15 protein-coding genes are annotated in these 17,807 nt (G+C 64.9%); 9 read left to right on the forward strand and 6 right to left on the reverse strand.

The window, feature by feature from the left end; translation table 11 throughout:
* Positions 1-194: 194 nt before the first annotated feature.
* Positions 195-797 carry a PEP-CTERM sorting domain-containing protein gene (locus IM543_09065; GenBank protein QOY95959.1) on the reverse strand — a complete coding sequence of 201 codons (603 nt, stop codon included), beginning with the start codon at positions 795-797 and terminating at the stop codon, positions 195-197.
* A 298-nt stretch (positions 798-1,095) separates the two neighbouring features.
* Complete coding sequence (locus tag IM543_09070; protein QOY95960.1) at positions 1,096-3,924, reverse strand: PAS domain S-box protein; 2,829 nt, start codon at positions 3,922-3,924, stop codon at positions 1,096-1,098.
* Between the two features lie 389 nt (positions 3,925-4,313).
* Between IM543_09070 and IM543_09075 the strand changes: the two genes are divergently transcribed.
* The 5 genes from IM543_09075 (at position 4,314) to IM543_09095 (ending at position 10,502) form a co-directional block, all read left to right on the forward strand.
* Entirely contained in the window at positions 4,314-5,894 is a 1,581-nt protein-coding gene (locus IM543_09075) for an isocitrate lyase (GenBank protein QOY95961.1), read from the forward strand.
* Positions 5,895-5,962: 68 nt separating this feature from the next.
* Complete coding sequence (locus tag IM543_09080) at positions 5,963-6,691, forward strand: hypothetical protein (protein QOY95962.1); 729 nt, start codon at positions 5,963-5,965, stop codon at positions 6,689-6,691.
* A 331-nt stretch (positions 6,692-7,022) separates the two neighbouring features.
* Entirely contained in the window at positions 7,023-7,682 is a 660-nt protein-coding gene (locus IM543_09085; GenBank protein ID QOY95963.1) for a YitT family protein, read from the forward strand.
* Positions 7,683-7,999: 317 nt separating this feature from the next.
* Entirely contained in the window at positions 8,000-9,694 is a 1,695-nt protein-coding gene (locus IM543_09090; GenBank protein ID QOY95964.1) for a GGDEF domain-containing protein, read from the forward strand.
* 76 nt (positions 9,695-9,770) lie between these two features.
* Positions 9,771-10,502, forward strand: coding sequence for a helix-turn-helix transcriptional regulator (locus IM543_09095; protein ID QOY95965.1), 732 nt, complete (start codon positions 9,771-9,773; stop codon positions 10,500-10,502).
* A 21-nt stretch (positions 10,503-10,523) separates the two neighbouring features.
* On the opposite strand, the gene IM543_09100 is transcribed toward IM543_09095, so the two are convergent.
* The gene (locus IM543_09100) at positions 10,524-11,855 is read right to left on the reverse strand and encodes an alpha-amylase (protein QOY95966.1); all 1,332 of its coding nucleotides are present in this window, start codon (positions 11,853-11,855) and stop codon (positions 10,524-10,526) included.
* Positions 11,856-12,058: 203 nt separating this feature from the next.
* Here IM543_09100 and IM543_09105 point away from each other — a divergent pair, with 203 nt between their 5' ends.
* Together IM543_09105 and IM543_09110 are read left to right on the forward strand one after the other, a co-directional pair.
* Entirely contained in the window at positions 12,059-13,039 is a 981-nt protein-coding gene (locus IM543_09105; GenBank protein ID QOY95967.1) for a porin, read from the forward strand.
* Between the two features lie 84 nt (positions 13,040-13,123).
* Positions 13,124-13,558, forward strand: coding sequence for a hypothetical protein (locus tag IM543_09110; protein ID QOY95968.1), 435 nt, complete (start codon positions 13,124-13,126; stop codon positions 13,556-13,558).
* Here IM543_09110 and IM543_09115 read toward each other — a convergent pair.
* The 3 genes from IM543_09115 to IM543_09125 form a co-directional block, all read right to left on the reverse strand.
* Positions 13,520-14,542 (reverse strand): SDR family oxidoreductase, encoded by a 1,023-nt coding sequence (locus IM543_09115; GenBank protein ID QOY95969.1) that lies wholly within the window; start codon positions 14,540-14,542, stop codon positions 13,520-13,522. The genes IM543_09110 and IM543_09115 overlap by 39 nt on opposite strands.
* Positions 14,543-14,672: 130 nt before the next feature.
* Complete coding sequence (locus IM543_09120) at positions 14,673-15,704, reverse strand: sulfate ABC transporter substrate-binding protein (protein QOY95970.1); 1,032 nt, start codon at positions 15,702-15,704, stop codon at positions 14,673-14,675.
* A gap of 102 nt (positions 15,705-15,806) precedes the next feature.
* A complete protein-coding gene (locus IM543_09125) occupies positions 15,807-16,019 on the reverse strand; it encodes a hypothetical protein (GenBank protein QOY95971.1) in 213 nt (70 codons plus the stop codon).
* A gap of 162 nt (positions 16,020-16,181) precedes the next feature.
* Here IM543_09125 and IM543_09130 point away from each other — a divergent pair, with 162 nt between their 5' ends.
* Complete coding sequence (locus IM543_09130; protein QOY95972.1) at positions 16,182-16,919, forward strand: phosphatase PAP2 family protein; 738 nt, start codon at positions 16,182-16,184, stop codon at positions 16,917-16,919.
* 39 nt (positions 16,920-16,958) lie between these two features.
* Positions 16,959-17,795: a metallophosphoesterase gene (locus IM543_09135; protein QOY95973.1), complete on the forward strand. Its 837-nt coding sequence runs from the start codon at positions 16,959-16,961 to the stop codon at positions 17,793-17,795.
* Positions 17,796-17,807: the final 12 nt, after the last annotated feature.

A 17,807-nucleotide genomic window follows, 5' to 3' on the forward strand; every position in this document is an offset into this window, starting at 1 on the left:
AGACCGTCAGGGGGCGCCTGGTCAATGGAAGGCCGGGCAGTGCGAGATGTGCCACGGCGTCAAGGCGCACAACTCGCGCAGCGGCAGTGACTGTGGCGGTACCGAGATAGGACCGGCCCAGGAGGCGGCGCCGGAAATCGTCCGGAGCAAAGCCATGGTGCGCCTGCAGGAAGGGTTCGCTGACACTGCAATCTTCACCGCCCGACGATTTTCCGACGTGCCGCCAACAATCCCGTCAATCCGAGCGCGAGCAGTGGAAGTGAGCCGGGTTCTGGAATCTGCCGGATCAGCCCCGTAGCGCCGCTGCATGGAGCGGCATCTGGCGTGACCCACCCGCAGCCGTTCATCCCGGCATCGCTTTCGGCTTCGTAGATGGTGAAGTGGGGACCGTTTCCGAGGCCCGTCGTCATGCCGAACTGGCTATCGAAATTGTGGGCATAGATGTGCCCGGTAAGCAGGTTCCCAGGGCCGAAGTCGACATTCATGTTCAGAATCGTGGGTCCCGGGGCGCGGATACCCGTCCGAAAATCCCAGTGGATTCCCGCGCCTGGTTCAGTCCCGGGGTTGTACATCAGGCGCAGCAGGCCTGATTGCGGGTAGGCCTGTTCCAGATCGATCTCGTCGATTTGCATCTGAAACGAACCGGCTTTCACGGCTGCCGCGTCAAACTCGAGCAGCAGGGAGATCCCGAACGGAGCGACATGATTTGTTGCGTGCCATTTGTACCAGACGCCGGCATGTGCAAAGTTCGACAATGTCAGCAAAATAGCGCTGAGGATAATTGATACGATTTTCATGACTTCCCCTCGTGTTATAGGTTCTTCCACGCAAGATTTATACCTGGAGGATCGTCGAGAAGTAAGCCCTTGAATCTACGCTGGAAAAAACAGGCAGGTCCAGGCCAGGAAAAAATCCTGTAAAGAATTGCGACAGCCCGGAGTAAGCGGGAGAGGGGAGTATCGACTCCCTTGCTCTCCCCCGATTGTCGGCAAATCTTGCCGGGCTGGGCTGATCCACCGCCGCGCCGACAGCAGTGGGGCGTGCCCTGCGCCCGCCCGTTTGACGTCCGCGGTCGCCAAACGGGACCAGCCGACCTTAACCCGTCACGGTCCCACCCTGCAGCGCGGTCCGCAACATCTCCAGGGAATACGGCTTCGGCAGGAGTTCCACGCCTGACAACGTGCTAGCGCTGCCCAGACCGCTTGCCAGCAGCACCCGCAGATGCGGGAAGCGCGCCTTCGCCAGCTGGACCAGGTCGTCGCCCTGGATGCCCGGCAGTTGCTGGTCCGCGATCAGCACCTGGATATCGGGCGTGAGCTGGTCCAGGCCTTCTTCGGCGCTGCCGATGGCGACGACCTCGTAGCCCAGGAACTCGGCCATGTCGCGCGTGTTGTTGCGAATGTCGGCGTCGTCTTCCACCAGCATCACCCGCATGGCCGGCGCCGTGGACGACGGCGCCTCGCGCCTGCCCTCGCCCGGCGGCGCGGTCGGCACGGCGAGCTGCCGCTGCTTCTCGTTGGCGAGCACATGCCGGATCTTCCTGGCCAGGCTCTCCTTGGTATAGGGCTTGCCGATCAGTTCCACGCCGCGATCGAGCCGGCCGCCATGCACGATCGCATTTTCGGTGTAGCCGGAGGTGAACAGCACGGCAAGCGCCGGCAGACGCTCTTTCGCCTTGCGCGCAAGTTCGGGACTGCGCAAGGGGCCCGGCATCACGACGTCGGTGAACAGCAGGTCGATGTGGACGCCGCTGTCGATGACGGTGAGGGCGGCGCTGGCATCGTTGGCCTTGAGCACGCGGTAGCCGAGCGTCGTCAGGATGTCGACGGCCGTCGCGCGCACCGCTTCGTCGTCTTCGGCAACCAGCACCGTTTCGCTGCCGCCCACCACCGGATGGGTCTCGAGGGGCACGTAGCTGTCTTCGGCATTGCGCGAACGCGGCAGGTAGAGCTTGATGGTGGTGCCTTCGCCGATCTCGCTGTAGATCTTGATGTGTCCGCCGGACTGCTTGACCAGGCCATAGACCATCGATAGCCCAAGGCCCGTCCCCTTGCCCTCGGCCTTCGTCGAGAAGAACGGTTCGAAGGCCTGGCGCATGACCTCGGGCGTCATTCCGGTGCCGGTATCGGTGACGGCCACGGCCACGTACTGACCCGGCGCCACGTCGGGGTGGGTGGCGCAGTAGGCGGCGTCGAGCAGGGCATTGTTCACTTCGATGGTCAGCTTGCCGCGGCCATCCATCGCATCGCGTGCATTGATGGCCAGGTTGAGGATGGCGTTTTCGAGCTGGGCGATGTCGACCGAGGTGCTCCACAGGCCGCCGGAGACCACCGTTTCCATCTCGACCTCCTCACCCAGGCTGCGGCGCAGCATGTCTTCGATGCCGGTGATCAGGCGGCCGACCTTGATCACCTTTGGTTCGAGCGGCTGCTTGCGCGCGAAGGACAGCAGCGAGCTGGCCAGTTTGGCGCCCCGCTCGACGCTGGCCAGCGCGTTTTCCACCCTGCGGCGAACGGCCGGCATGGCATGCACGTCGGCCTCCATCAGTTGCAGGTTACCGGAGATAACCTGCAGGAGATTATTGAAATCGTGCGCGACACCGCCGGTCAGCTTGCCGATCGTTTCCATTTTCTGCGCCTGTTGCAGCGCGGCTTCGGTCTGTCGCATGGCATCGGCCTGTTGCAGTTCCGCGGTGATGTCCCGGCCGATGGCGTGGATGAAATGCGTGTCGGGCACCGCAGTCCAGGACAGGGTGCAATAGCTGCCGTCCATCCGGCGGTAGCGATTCTCGAAACGGAAAACGTGCGCGCCGCTGCTGAGGGAGCTGACGCGTTCGATGGTGGGCTGCACATCGTCGGGATGCACGAAGTCGAGGAAGGATTTTCCGACCACATCCTGCTCGCGCCAGCCCAGGGTCGAGGTGAACGCCGGGTTGACCGAGGTCAGCGTCGCATTGAAGTCGGCGACGAGCATGATGTCTTTCGACAGGCGCCAGATGCGGTCGCGCTCGGCCGTGCGTACCGAGATTTGCTCCTCGAGTGTGGCGTTCAGGCTGACGAGCGCCTGGGCCGTCGCTTTCTGGTCTTCGATATCGGTGTTGCTGCCGATCCAGCGGACCACCTCGCCACGCTCGTTGTGCATGGGCACGCCCCGCACCAGGTGCCAGCGGTAGGCGCCGTCATGACGCCGGATGCGGAATTCCGCTTCGTATTCCACGCCGCCCGCAATCGCCGCCGACCAGCGCGCGACGACGCTCGGGATGTCGTCCGGATGGATGATGCTGGCCCAGGCCTCGCCATCCAGCTCGCCTTCGCGGGCGCCGGAATACGCATACACGCGCTGGTTGAACCAGTCGAGCCGGCCGTCGGCCGGCGCCGTCCACACATGGTGGGGCATCGCCTGTGCGAAGGTGCGGAATTTTGCCTCGCTCTCGCGCAGCGCCGACTCGGTTTTCACCTTGACGCTGGTTTCGATGACGAGGGCCAGCACGCCGACGATGTTGCCGTTCTCGTCGACGATCGGAGAATAGTCGAGGTTCATCCAGACCTGTTCCGGGGCGCCGCTGCGATGCAGCGTCAGCTCCTGGTCGACATAGCTCAGTGATTCGCCACGCATGACGCGTTTCATCACATTGTCGTTAAAGTCGGCAACCTCGGGCCATCCGTCGCGCACCTTCGATCCCAGCAGCCGGGGATGGCGTCCACCTGCGACGCCGGCGTAGCCGTCGTTGTAGATCATGAAGCCATCTTCGCCCCACATGGTGACCATGGGCACCGGTGAGCGCAGCACCGCGCCGACGGTCGTCTTCAGCACGCCCGGCCAGGCGTCGATCGGACCCAGGGCGGTTCGGTTCCAGGAAAAGGCGCGAATCAGTTCCGCGGTGTTACCGCCGCCGTTCAGGAAGCTAAAGATATCAGGTGACATGGTCGACGTCCGGAAGCCCAAAGAGCTGGATTTTACGTGCTCACGGAGCTGGACACTAATACAACTTGACGGTGTGTAGTGCGATCGACGCGTGTCTGGCGTGCCAAGTAGGTAAAAGCTGCCCTTTTCATCAACATAAATAGAATTTCACAATGCGAAAATTCGCGCTGCAAAGCAGCAAACCATTATTCCAGTCTCCAGGATGTTTTTTCGTCATGTGAAATTTGGTATGTAAGCCATTGAAATAAAAAGATTTAATTTAGATGCGCTCCTGGGGCTGTTTGAATCGCGCGCGCAGCAAAGGTGCGTAATATAAATAGCACCAAGTCTTGCTGCGCCCATGGCGCGCCTGACTAGCACAGCCTTCCCCCATAAAACAGGAGTTATCGATGTCCCAGTTCCACACCGATGTTGAATCCATTTCCAGTCTCAAGGCGATGCATGGCAGTGCCTGGAATTCCATCAATCCGGAATCGGCCGCGCGCATGCGCGCCCAGAACCGGTTCAAGACCGGCCTGGATATTGCACGCTACACCGCCGGCATCATGCGCAAGGATATGGCTGCCTACGATGCCGATCCGTCCATGTATACCCAGTCGCTGGGGTGCTGGCATGGTTTCATCGGGCAGCAAAAGCTGATCTCGATCAAGAAGCATTTCAACAGCACCGATCGCCGCTACCTGTACCTGTCGGGTTGGATGATCGCCGCCCTGCGCTCCGAATTCGGCCCGCTGCCGGACCAGTCGATGCACGAGAAGACCGCGGTGCCGGCCCTGATCAAGGAGCTGTACACCTTCCTGCGCCAGGCCGACGCGCGTGAACTGGGCGGCCTGTTCCGCCAGCTCGACGACGCCTCCGGCGCCGCCAGGGAAGCCATCCAGCACAAGATCGACAACTTCGTGACGCACGTGGTGCCCATCATCGCCGACATCGACGCCGGTTTTGGTAACGCCGAGGCCACCTACCTGCTGGCCAAGCAGATGATCGAAACGGGCGCCTGCTGCATCCAGCTCGAGAACCAGGTCTCCGACGAGAAGCAGTGCGGCCACCAGGACGGCAAGGTCACCGTCCCGCACGAGGACTTCCTGGCCAAGATCCGCGCGGTGCGCTATGCCTTCCTCGAGCTGGGGGTGGACGACGGCGTGATCGTTGCGCGTACCGACTCGCTGGGCGCCGGTCTGACCAAGCAGATCGCCTTCACCCGCGAACCGGGCGACCTCGGCGACCAGTACAACGCTTTCCTGGACGCGGAAGAAGTATCTGTCGAGTCCCTGAAGAACGGTGACGTGCTTCTGAATCGCGACGGAAAACTGTTGCGCCCGAAGCGCCTGCCGAGCAATTTGTTCCAGTTCCGCGAGGGCACGGGCGAAGCGCGTTGCGTGCTGGACTGCATCACTTCGCTGCAGAACGGCGCCGACCTGTTGTGGATCGAAACCGAAAAACCCCATATCGGCCAGATCGGCGGCATGGTGAACGAGATCCGTAAAGTCATTCCCAACGCCAAGCTGGTGTACAACAACAGCCCCTCGTTCAACTGGACCCTGAATTTCCGTCAGCAAGTGTTCGACAGCATGAAAGCCGAGGGCAAGGATGTCAGCGCCTACGAACGCAACATGCTGATGAGCGTCGAATACGACGATACCGAGCTGGCGCGCATCGCCGACGAGAAGATCCGCACCTTCCAGGCCGACTCGGCGCGTGAAGCCGGCATCTTCCATCACCTGATCACGCTGCCGACCTACCATACCGCGGCACTGTCGACCGACAATCTGGCGAAAGAGTATTTCGGCGAGCAGGGCATGCTGGGCTATGTGGCGGGTGTGCAGCGCCAGGAGATCCGCCAGGGAATCGCCTGCGTCAAGCACCAGAACATGTCGGGTTCGGATATCGGCGACGACCACAAGGACTACTTCAGCGGTGAAGCGGCGCTCAAGGCCGGCGGCAAGCACAACACGATGAACCAGTTCTGACCGGCTGCAGGAAAGGGGGGACGCCGGCTTGCGGCGTCCCCGGTCTATTCGCAAGCTCTGGGACAAACATGAATAATGCACATACCAGCCCCGCAAGCAGTGGCGCGACTGCCCCGGTGAGCGATGACGCAGCGGGCAGCCGCGCTTCGGTCCGCGCTTCCGTCGGCGCTTTCGTCCGATGCCAGATTCACACAGACCCGCATGCGCGGGCCTTACCCGCGACCGCGGGCTTCTCTGAACAGCCAGCCAACGATACCGTACGCCCGGTGGGCCGCGTCGGCATCATGGGCGCGAACGGCATGGGGATCGGCCTCGCCCGGGCATTACTCGATGCCGACATGCCGGTCACGGTGTTCGACAGGCGGGAGGCGCTCGACCAGGGGCGCGCGCTGCTGCGCGCAAGTTACACGGACGCGCTCACGGGCGGCGCGCTGACTGCAAATCAGCGTTACCGGCGCCTGGCGCTGTTTGCCGCCACCGAGAGATTCCATCACCTGAAGGACTGTGATCTCATCATCGAAGTCATGTCCATCGATGCGAAGACCAGGGAAACGTTCTTCCGATGGCTGGACGAAACAGGCAAGCCCGGTGCAGTCCTGGTAGCGAACGCGTCCGGTTCCCAGCTCGACGGCATTGCCCGCCTCACAAGGCGGCCCGGCGACGTCCTGGGGCTGCGCTTCCCGGACACCGGCCTGCCATCCAAGGCGGCGTGCCTGGTGCGCGCAAGAGAGACCTCGGGCGACGCCTACACGACGACGGCTGAACTCCTGACCGGCATCTGCAAGCTGCAGGCTTGACGACCGGCGATCAGGCAGGCAGGCGGGCGGCCAGCCGGCGTCATGCGTGATTCTATTGCAACTCCAGGAAGTTATGCGTTTCGCGAATGGCAGACATGCGGAACGCGAACTTTCATTGCGGTGCAACATCGGTAATAATGCGGGCCTGTACCCAGTAGTACCTTCCATGTTCGCGGATGTTGGCATCGCAAGTGCCGGCATCGCGCAGCGCTGACGCCCCCCGATTTCGTTCATGCATTGTGAGGAAAATGACGCATCATCTCCTGTCCGGCTCGACTTCCTACCGAGATGACGAACGTGCCACGTGTGCGGCCGGTAGCGAGGTGGCACGATGATGCAGGGCGCCTTGCAACCGCAAGCGCAGCCCCAGCCTGCGATGGCGAGCCGCCCGGTGTCGGCCAAGCCGCATACCGTTTTCGACGACGTCTACGGCATTACCGTGGGCATCCTGTTCGTCGTCATGGGCGTGCTGCTGCTCCAGGCCGCCGGCCTGATCACGGGCGGGGTGGCCGGCATCGCGCTGCTGGTGTCCTATGTGTCGGGCTATTCGGTCGGCATGCTGTTCATGCTCATCAACCTGCCGTTCTTCCTGTTCGGCTACCTGTTCATGGGTGCACGCTTCACCGTCAAGTCCCTGCTCGGCAGCGTCATGATCATGGCGCTGCTCAAACTGGTGCCGAACGGCCTGGTGATTGGGCACGTCCATCCGATGGTCGCGGCCCTGGGCGGCGGCACCTTCTGCGGGATGGGCATCCTGGCCCTGGCGCGCCATGGCGCCGGTGTGGGCGGCACGGGTATCGTCACCCTGTGGCTGCAGAAGCGCTACGGCATCAATGCCGGCCGCACCCAGGTCGCGATCGACGGCGTCATCTTGCTGGCCGCGCTGTCGCTGGTGGCCCCGCAACTGGTGGGCTGGTCCTCGCTCAGCGCGATCGCGATGAGCAGCATGGTCATGGCCTGGCATCGCCCGGGCCGCTATTTCGGTAACTGACCCGCCGCCGAGCCTTCAGCGCGCGCTCACGGCCGGTACCGGCCGCGCTTCGGGCGCCACCGCATGTCCGTCCCGCGCACCGGCGCGCCGCGCCGGTGCGCGATGGATCCGTACGGCGCGGACCTCGCTGGCCAGCATGACAACGCAATGCTGGCCACGTTCCAGGCCGATCACTATCTCGCCTGTGCCATCCCATTTGTTGTAGTTCCGTCAAAAACAGTGCTGTCTGCCACAAATGAAGCGGACGCGGTTATGTTTCTTCGCGGGAACTTCGTTACAATGTGTGTTTATTCCACTTGCATCGCTATGATGTTGTCATGAGCGGCTTCCTTGCAAAAATGCGTCTCTCCAGCGTCATGACGGTGGCTGTTTGTGCCACGGTCGCGCTGACGGTCGCGCTGCAACTGGTACTCGTCAACCACTTTGCCGTACGCCAGGCACGTGAAGAAGCCCAGTTGCGCCTGCAGCAGCTGTCGTGGCAGATGCGCGATACGCTGAACCGCGTGGTCGAGCAGGCCACCGACGATACCCGGTTGCTGGCCGAGTTGCCGCAAGTGCGCTATGCGAAGAACGCCGGCGACAGCCGCGCGGTGCTGGAAAGCCTGCAGCGCACCTTCCCTGACTACGCCTGGATCGGCATCGCCGACCTCGACGGCAGAGTCACTGCCTCCACCGGGCGCATGCTCGAAGGCGCGAACGTCAGCAAGCGTCCCTGGTTCAGCGCCGGCATGCGCGGCGCCCACGCCAGCGACTACCACCCGGCCCAACTGCTGGAGAAGGTCCTGCCGCGCAGGGCCGATCCATGGCGCTTCGTCGACACATCCGGGCCCATCGTCGATGCCGAGGGCAAGCTGGTGGGCGTGCTCGGCATGCACATGAGCTGGGAGTGGGCGCGGCGCCATGCGCGCAAGCTGCTCACGCCGGCGCTGCGCGAATACGGCGCGGAGATCTTCGTGATCCGCGACGACGGCACCGTCCTGCTCGGTCCGCAGTCGATGATCGAGACCAGGGTCGACACCACCAGCCTGCGCCTGGCGCAGAAAGGCATGACCGGATCGTTGCGCGAAGTCTGGCCCGATGGCCGCGCCTACCTCACCGGCTACAGCCGGACCGGTGACGTGCTCGACCCCGCCTCGCTGCGCTGGAGCGTGCTGGTGCGCCAGACCGAACAGCGGGCCCTGGCGGGCACGGTGGACCTGAAGCGGCGCATGCTCGGCTGGAGTGCCCTGCTGGCCCTGGCGCTGGCCGGCGTCGCCGCCATGATGGCGCGCCACTTGACGCGGCCGATGGCGGCGTTGCGCGAAGCGATCGAGCGCGTGACCGACGCGACCCGGGCCGGCAGGGACGCGCCGCCGATCCCGCAGATCGACGGCTTCCTCGAGACCCAGGTCCTGTCGAGCACGATGCGCGAACTGGTGAACAGCGAGGCCGCGCACCGCGCGGCGCTGCTGGCCCTCAACGAGCGCCTCGAGGTGACCGTTGCCGAGCGCACCGCCGAACTGCAGGCGATGCTGCTGCGCGACGTGCTCACCGGCCTGCCGAACCGCCGCGCGCTGCTCGAGACCCTGCCCGAGGCGGCCAGCCGCGCGCGCCGCGTCGGGCGTCCGGCCGCGCTGCTGTTCCTCGACATGGACGGCTTCAAGGCGGTCAATGACACCTACGGTCACGACGAAGGCGACGAGCTGCTGCGCCAGTACGGCGAGCGCCTGGCGCTGGGCGTGCGCAAGACCGATATGGTGGCCCGCCTGGCCGGCGACGAGTTCGTGGTCGTGCTGGAGATGCTCAGCGATGCCGCGCATGCCGAGGAGACCGCGCGCAAGCTGCTCGATCGCCTCAGGGAACCGTTCATGCTGCAGGGCGCCGCGGTAGAGGTGGGCGCCAGCATCGGCATCGCGCTGCACCGCCCGGACGACCCGCCCGACGTCGACGCCTGGCTGGCGCGCGCCGACCACGCCATGTACGCGGTCAAGCGCACCGGCAAGAACGGCGTGGCGATCGCAGCCTCGCTCTGAGGCGAAGCGCTTGCCCTCGGGGGCGGGCGGCTGCTACCATCGCCGCACTGTTAGCCTCCCGGCCGAGCTGCTTCGCATGTCCCAGATCACCCAACTCATCGCCACCCTCAAGCGCGAGCTCAAGCAACAGGGCAAGACCTACCGCGACGTCGCCGAGGCCCTGGGCCTGTCCGAACCGAGCGTCAAGCGCCTGTTCGCCACCGAGCAGTTCACGCTCGACCGCCTGGTCGAGATCTGCGGATTGCTGGGTTTCACGCTGGCCGAGCTGGCGCAGGAAGCGGGGCAGGGCAGCCAGCGCCTGCGCACCCTGAGCCCGGCGCAGGAGCGCGAGCTGGTGTCCGATGCGCGCCTGCTGCTGGTGGCGGTGTGCGCGCTGAACCACTGGACCATGGCCCAGATGCTGCAGGCCTACCGCCTGAGCGAAGCCGAGTGCGTGCAGCAGTTGCTGCGCCTCGACAAGCTTGCCTTGATCACGCTATTGCCCGGCAACCGCATCCGCCTGAACGTGGCGCGCGATTTCGACTGGCTGCCGGGCGGGCCGATCCGCCAGTACTTCCGCGAGCAGGGCATGCCCGAGTTTATCGACAGCGCCTTCGGCCAGCCGGGCGATACCCTCGACTTCGTGCACGGCATGCTCACCGAGAGCGCACACGCCAAGCTGCAGGGCGAGCTGCGCCAGCTCAGATCGCGCTTCGCCCAGCTCCACGAAGACAGCCTGGCGGCCCCGCTGCCGCAACGGCGCGGTACCGGCTTGCTGCTGGCGCTGCGGGAGTGGGAACCGGCCGCGTTCGCGGGCTTGCGCAGGTAGGGCGGCAAGCGGCGCCAGGCCCTAGCTGCCCGGCGTCGACACCCGGTACGCCCACGCCCCCAGCGACTGCTTGTCCGCGGCCCCGGGCAGCACGTATTGCTGCGCCACCCCGCTCAGGTTCACGACCACTTGCACGGCGTTTCCTTCGCGCTCGCGCCGGAACGCGAACACCTTGTCGTTGCCCGTTTCCAGTACCCGCATCGCTCCGCCATACTGGCCGTTCCACAGCGCCGGGTTGTCGTGCTTGAGCTTCAGCAGCCAGGTGTACAGCGCCTCGTTGGGCGAGGCCTTCCACGCGATCGGATCCTTCTCGAAGAATGCCAGCCGCTTGTCCAGTCCCGCCTCCTGTCCGCCGTAGATCAGGGGCATGCCCGGCAGGGTTGCAGCCAGCACCGCCATGGCCTGGAACGCGGGGCCGTAGTGCTCCTGGTCGCTGCCATGCCAGGAATTCTCGTCGTGGTTGCTGGTGAAGCGCATCCGGTAGGCGTGCGCGGGATAGGCCACCGGCGGCTGCGCGAACAGCGCCCGCAGCGCCCGGGCATCGGCCTGGCCCTTGGCGATGTCCTTGAACACGCCCAGCGTATCCCAGCCATACGTCATGTCGAACGCGCGCTGGTGCAGCTCAGGCTGCCAGGCTTCGGCGAGCATGAACACCGGCTTGATCCGCTCCAGCTCGGCACGCGCCTGTTCCCAGAACGCGGTCGGCACCTTGGCCGCCACGTCGCAGCGGAAACCGTCGATGCCGGTCTCGCGCACCCAGAAGGCCATCGCTTCCTGCATGCCCTTCCACAGGCCCGGCTGCTTCCAGTCCAGCCCCGTCACGTCGGTCCAGTATTCCGGCTCCGCGCCCTCGGTATAGGTGACCGGGAAGATCTCGCCCTTGGCATCCTTCAGGTACCAGTCCTTGTGCTGCACCGTCCAGGGGTTGTCGAAGGCGGTGTGGTTGGCGACCCAGTCGATGATCACCCGCATCCCGAGTCCCTGCGCCTGCTTCACCAGGCGCCGGAAGTCGTCCATCGTGCCGAATTCCGGGTTTACGGCCGTGTAGTCGCGCACCGCGTAATAGCTGCCGAGCGTGCCCTTGCGGTTCTTCACGCCGATCGGCTGCACCGGCATCAGCCACAGGATGTCCACGCCCATCTTGCGCAGCCGCGGCAGGTGCCGGGCGAAGGCATCGAAGGTGCCTTCCTTCGTGTACTGCCGGATATTCACCTCGTAGATGTTGGCGCTGCGCGACCAGGCCGGATGGGCCATCGGGGCCGCGGCCGGCGGCTGGGCCGGCGCCGGCGGGGAGGTGAAGGCGGCACAGAGCGCCAGAGCAAGAACGGGCAGCGTACGGACAACAGATGACATGGGGGACCCCTCGTATTTTGTAAAAGTCTCTTGTGTCCAGTCATTCTACGGTGTAGAACTTGGGGCAGGCAGGAAAGTTCGGCTCAGACGGCCGCACTGCCGCTTTTTTTGGCGTTTGACTTCGCGCTACTGTTTTATGTGAAGTGTTAAACAGATCAGTTTGCCAAAGAAGGGAATGATGGCTTCAAAGAGGAAATGACGCCATGAAGATGTCAATCGTCGCATGTGCCGTGCTCGGAGCGAGCGCGGCTTGCGCCTCGGCCGAGAACGCGGCTGTTCCCGACGGGAGCACAGGCACCGCCGAGGTAGTCAAGGAAGCCAGGGAAACCGGAGCCAAGGGCGGGTCCGCGCAGGACGGCGCCGGCGTCGGGCATATCGGCGACGCGCCGGCGATTTTCACGCTGGAAACCGCGCACGAAGCGGAGCAGCGCCGCAGCGGCGCAGCGCAGTCGCTCACCGTCGGACGCCAGTACAACCTCGACGCGCGCGCGCTGAACGAGGTCGGCGATCCGTTCCACGGCGGCCTGGCCGGCAGCGGCAGCGGCGCTGCCGACGTCCGCCGCAGCGGCGACAGCGTGGTCTATGCCGGCGGCTTCGACGGCTTTACCGCCGGATCGTCCTGGGGCAAGGGCGACATCGACGGTTCGCCCTCGGGCCGCGCCTGGGGCATGACGGTCGGGTTCAAGGCCGGCCCGATCAACATCCGCGCCGCGCACCAGAACCGCAACGTGGCCAAGGTTACCCGTATCAATCCGGTCGATATCAGCATGGCGGCGAAGAATTCCATCATCGCCGCCAACATGCGCTTTGGCTGGGGCACCGCCTATGCGGCCTACAGCGCCAACCGCGGCTGGGGCAGTTCGCCGCTGTTCAATCCGGACAATCCGTACGGCGCCGGCATCGCCAGCGTCCCGTCCACCGACAGCCGCGACGTGCTGGCCGGGGTGGCGGTGCCGCTCGGCCATGCGACCACGCTGCTGGCTTCCTATATCCGCAAGAACGACCGCGACCCGGCCAACCGCGACGCGCGCCAGGTCGCGATCGGCGCCACCTATGCGGTCTCGCGCAAGCTCGATTTCTATGCCGCCTACTCGCACATCAGGCAGCAGAGCGGCGCCCGGAACCCCGGCGCCGGCTATGGCGGCGGCGGCGCGATCAACCTGGGCATGCGCCGCGCCTTCTGAGCGCGCGACGCATCCGTGCGCGGCGACGCGATGCCGCAAAAAACGTTAGCCTGTGCCCATGGTTAAACACGTTTTGGAGGCAATATGACAGGCGCAAGCACACTCGATCCGGACAACTTCCCGGATCGTCCAGACCGCAATCTGGGCAAGGGACACGGCATCGATTCCCTCGGACCGAGCGATATCTCGGACACCGGCAGCGACGTGGTCGGCGGCCCCGGCTTTGCCGAGGCCCTCGACCCGGACCAGACGCTCGACTTCGACCACGGCACCACCTCGGACCTCGAAGAGAGCCATGCCGGCGGCACCGCCGGTCCGGATGTCGGTGACGCCGACTTCTCGGCCGACAGCGACATGGGCGGCACCGGCGAGCGCGCCGCTGCCGGGCGCGACAACGTGTCGAAGGACGGCGCCGACATCGGCACCGACCGGGTCGTGTCGATCCCCGACCTGCCGCTGACCGAGGACGACACCGACTTCCTATCGACTCAGCCGCCGCGAAACGCTGAAGGCCGCTAGCAGCGCGCCGCCGCCCACCAGGGCGGTCATGAGCGGCGAGGAGCGCAGGCTGGTCCTGGTGTACAGGCTGCGCTCATGCACGGTTTGCGGCATGCCCTGGCGCTGGCGCAGCTCGGTCGACGGATCGGGCTTGTAGAGCGCATCGCGACGGTTCGGCGCGGCCGGCCGGTCCGATCGTTGTTGCTTGAACATGGTGGCGTTCATGAAGCGGTCCATCAGGCCCGGCATCATCTTCGCCCCCGCGGCGATCATCTTCGAGGCGCCGCCGGCGTAGACGTCGCGCTTCGGATGCTCGGCGCAATGCAGGATCGCCTCGGCGACGACTTCCGGGGCGTAGATCGGCGCAGGCAGGGCCGGTTCCTGGTCCAGGTAGTTGCGGGCGTGTACCGTGTACATCGTGTCGATCGCGGCCGGCTTGACCAGCGTGACCGACAGCGGCGCCCCTTCGTCCTCCAGCTCCATGCGCAAGGCATCGGTAAAGCCTTTTACCGCATGCTTCGAGGCCGCATACATGCCCTGCAACGGAATCGCGCGTTCCGACACCTCGCTGCCGAGATTGATGATGGCGCCGCCGCCGCGATGCTTCATGCGCCGCACCGCTTCCAGCGAACCGTTGACGATACCCCAGAAATTGGTCTGGAACAGGCGGTGGTGGTCTTCCGGCTTCACCTCTTCCAGGCGGCCGAATACCGAAACGCCGGCATTGTTGACCCAGGTGTCGATGCGGCCGAAGCGCGCCATCGCCTGTTCGCCGATGTTCTCGACGTCCGTGATCTCGCCGACATCGGCGGCCACGGTCTCGACCATTGCTCCCTTGCTGCGCAGCTCGTCCGCCAGTTCGTGCAGGGCGTCCTTGCTGCGCGAAGCCAGTACCAGCCGTGCGCCGCGCGCGGCGGCCATGCGGGCGGTGGTCAGGCCGATGCCGCTGGTGGCGCCGGTGATGACCATGACCTGGTCGTGGAGTTTCCGGAGTCTGATTGCCATGACGTGATCCTTTTCAAGGTGGGTGAAGCGGCCTGCGCGCGGCGTCTGGCTGCAGGGCGGGCCGTCGGGGAAGGATCGTCATGCTAGCCCGGCTGGAGAAATCGGGATGCGCGCTTGCTTGCTGGAAGTTTTAGCGCGACTTCCCCGGCTGGTAGATCTGGTCGAACAGTCCGCCATCCGCGAAATGGGCGCGCTGCGCCTGCGTCCAGCCACCCAGTTCGGTGATCGGGAACAGCGTCATGTGCGGAAAGCGCGACGCGTATTTTCTGGCGTAGCGCTCGACGGCGGGACGGTAATGGTTCTTGGCGATGATTTCCTGCCCCTCGTCGGTGTACAGGAAGGCGAGGTAGGCCTGGGCCACCTGGCGGGTGCCGCGCCGGTCGACGTTCTTGTCGACCACGGCGACCGGCGGCTCGGCAAGGATGCTGATCGAGGGAGGGACGATCTCGAATTTGTCCGGACCGAGTTCGCGCATGGCAAGCAGGGCTTCGTTTTCCCAGGCCAGCAGCACGTCGCCGATGCCGCGTTCGACGAAGGTCGTGGTGGCGCCGCGCGCACCCGAATCGAGTACCGGGACGTTCTTGTAGAGCTTGCTCAGGTATTCCTTCGCCGCGGCCGGCGAGCCGCCCGGCCGGCGCAGCGCGTAGCCGTAGGCGGCCAGGTGGTTCCAGCGCGCGCCGCCCGAGGTCTTTGGATTCGGCGTGATCACGGCCACGCCCGGCCTGACCAGGTCGGCCCAGTCGCGGATCTGTTTCGGATTACCCTTGCGCACCAGGAAGACGATGGTCGAGGTATACGGCGAGCTACGATAGGGCAGGCGAGCTTGCCAGCCGGGCGCGATCAAACCTCGCTCGCTGATAGCATCGAGGTCATAGGCCAGGGCCAGCGTGACGACGTCGGCCGGAAGGCCGTCGATGACGGCGCGGGCCTGCTTGCCCGAGCCGCCGTGCGATTGCCTGATTTTTACCTTGTCGCCGGTTCGCGCCTTCCAGTGACGGGCAAAGGCGGCATCGACGTCCTGGTAGAGCTCACGCGTCGGATCGTAGGATACGTTGAGGAGCGTGACATCCACTGCCGCAGCGGACTGGTTCAGCAATGGCGCCAGCAGCGGGGCCAGGAGGCCGAGCGCAGCGAGCAAGCGAAGGACGGTTTTGCGAAGCATCTTGTTCTTTCAGAGGGCAGTCGGGAGCCATCAGACTAGGGCTCGGCTCCCCCTGAAGGAAGGAATTTATTCGCATAACAATATGCGATTTGCTACGCTGCTTCAGTGCGCTTTCGACAGGATGAGCAGCCAGCGCTTGAACAGCAGCACTTCCAGGTGGCCCGGCTCGATGCCGGTGTCGCATTCGATGACCGGGTTGACCGCATAGAAGCGCTTGCGGAAATCACGGGTGATCAGGAGTTCGCGACGGCCGATGCGAACCATAAAAGGGACAGGTGCATATTCCAGGCCGAAGGAGCTGTTCAGAGTGGTCATGGTGTTTCCTTTTATTAAAATCGTTGGAGTGAGTAAAGAATATCATAACCACTGTATAAATCCACAGTTACTGTTCGGATGTACAGTAAATTTTCATTTTTGTAGCTTTTCCGCCAATAGACACCCTGTCCGGCTCCATCCGCAAAACGATTGATTTCTGGCATGCCCACCCACATCCTTCCTCGACTCCGCCGCTTCGCCGCCGCCCGCTTCTCCGCCGAAGGCGAGTATGGCCTGTACCTGACGGCCGGCGTGGCGATGCTCCTGCTTGCCACCGCCGTGTTTGCCCGCATGGCGGGCGCCGTCGTCGCCGGCGCCCCGATCACCCAGCTCGACCTCGAGGTGGCCAACTGGCTGCATGCGCACGCGCGCGCCAACGACGCGCTGCGCGAGGTCCTGCTGGTGCTGACCCACGTGCACAGCACGCCGGGCATCCTGATGCTGGCGCTGCTCGCCGGCGCCTGGCTGTACCGCAGGGGCCAGCGCGGCTGGACCATCGCGCTGGTCGCCAGCGTGCCGGGCGGGCAGATCCTCAACGTGCTGCTGAAGCACACGTTCGAGCGCGCGCGTCCCCATTTTGCCGAGCCGCTGCTGGAGCTGGGCACCTACAGCTTCCCCAGCGGTCACGCGATGGGGGCCACGGTGCTGTATGGCTTCCTGGCCTGCCATGCGGCGCGCCATGCGCGCGGCTGGACGGGCAGGGTGCTGCCTTTCGTGCTGGCGCTGGCCATGGTGGCGACGGTCGCTTTCTCCAGGATGTATCTTGGAGTCCATTATTTGTCGGACGTGCTGGCCGCCGTCGCCGAGGGTTGCGGCTGGCTGGCGATCTGCATCACCGGCGCCGCCACGCTCGAGCGGCGCAGGCGCGCGCGCCGGCGTGCCGGGCCGCAGGACATTTGACCAAGCAACACGGAAACCTTAGGAAACCAGGAACAATCGATGCGAACACTCGTACACCTGTCGGACCTGCATTTCGGGCGCGTCGACCAGGCGCTGCTGGCGCCGCTGCGCGCAATGATCGAACACATTGCCCCGGACGTGCTGGTGGTCTCGGGCGACCTCACCCAGCGCGCCAAAAGCGAGCAGTTCGAACAGGCGCGCGCCTGGCTCGACACCTTGCCGGGCCCCCAGATCATCGTGCCCGGCAACCACGACATTTCGCTATACAACGTGTTCCGGCGCTTCGTGAAGCCTTTGGCGCGCTACAAGCGCTACATCACGGACGACCTCGACCCGGTCTACATCGACGAGGAAATCGCCGTGGTCGGCGTCAACACGGCGCGTTCGTTCACGATCAAGGACGGCAAGGTCAGCGGCGACCAGCTCGCGAGCGTGCGCCGGCAGCTGGCCGCGGTGCCGGCCGAGGTCACGCGCATCGTGGTCGCCCACCATCCCTTCGACCTGCCCGGGCATTTCGAGGAGCGCGACCTGGTGAACCGGGCGCCGCGTGCAATGGCCGCGTTTGCGGAATGCGGGATCGACATCCTGATGGGCGGCCACATGCACGCCAGCCATGCGGGCAACACCGCGGCGCGTTACCAGATGAGCGAATACGCGGCGCTGGTGGTGCAGGCGGGGACGGCGACCTCCACGCGCGGGCGGGGCGAAGTCAATTCGTTCAACGTGCTGCGGGTGGAACCGCAGCAGGTCGAAATCGACCGCTACGGCTGGGATGTGGTGCACGGGCACTTCGAGCTGGTCGATACCGACAAGTTCCTGCGCACCGGGAACGTGTGGACGCCGCATCACGACGGCCTGCTGGCGGCCGGGCTGTAGGCTGGCCGACCG

The organism is Massilia sp. UMI-21 (genome assembly GCA_015277795.1).
Lineage (GTDB): Bacteria > Pseudomonadota > Gammaproteobacteria > Burkholderiales > Burkholderiaceae_D > Telluria.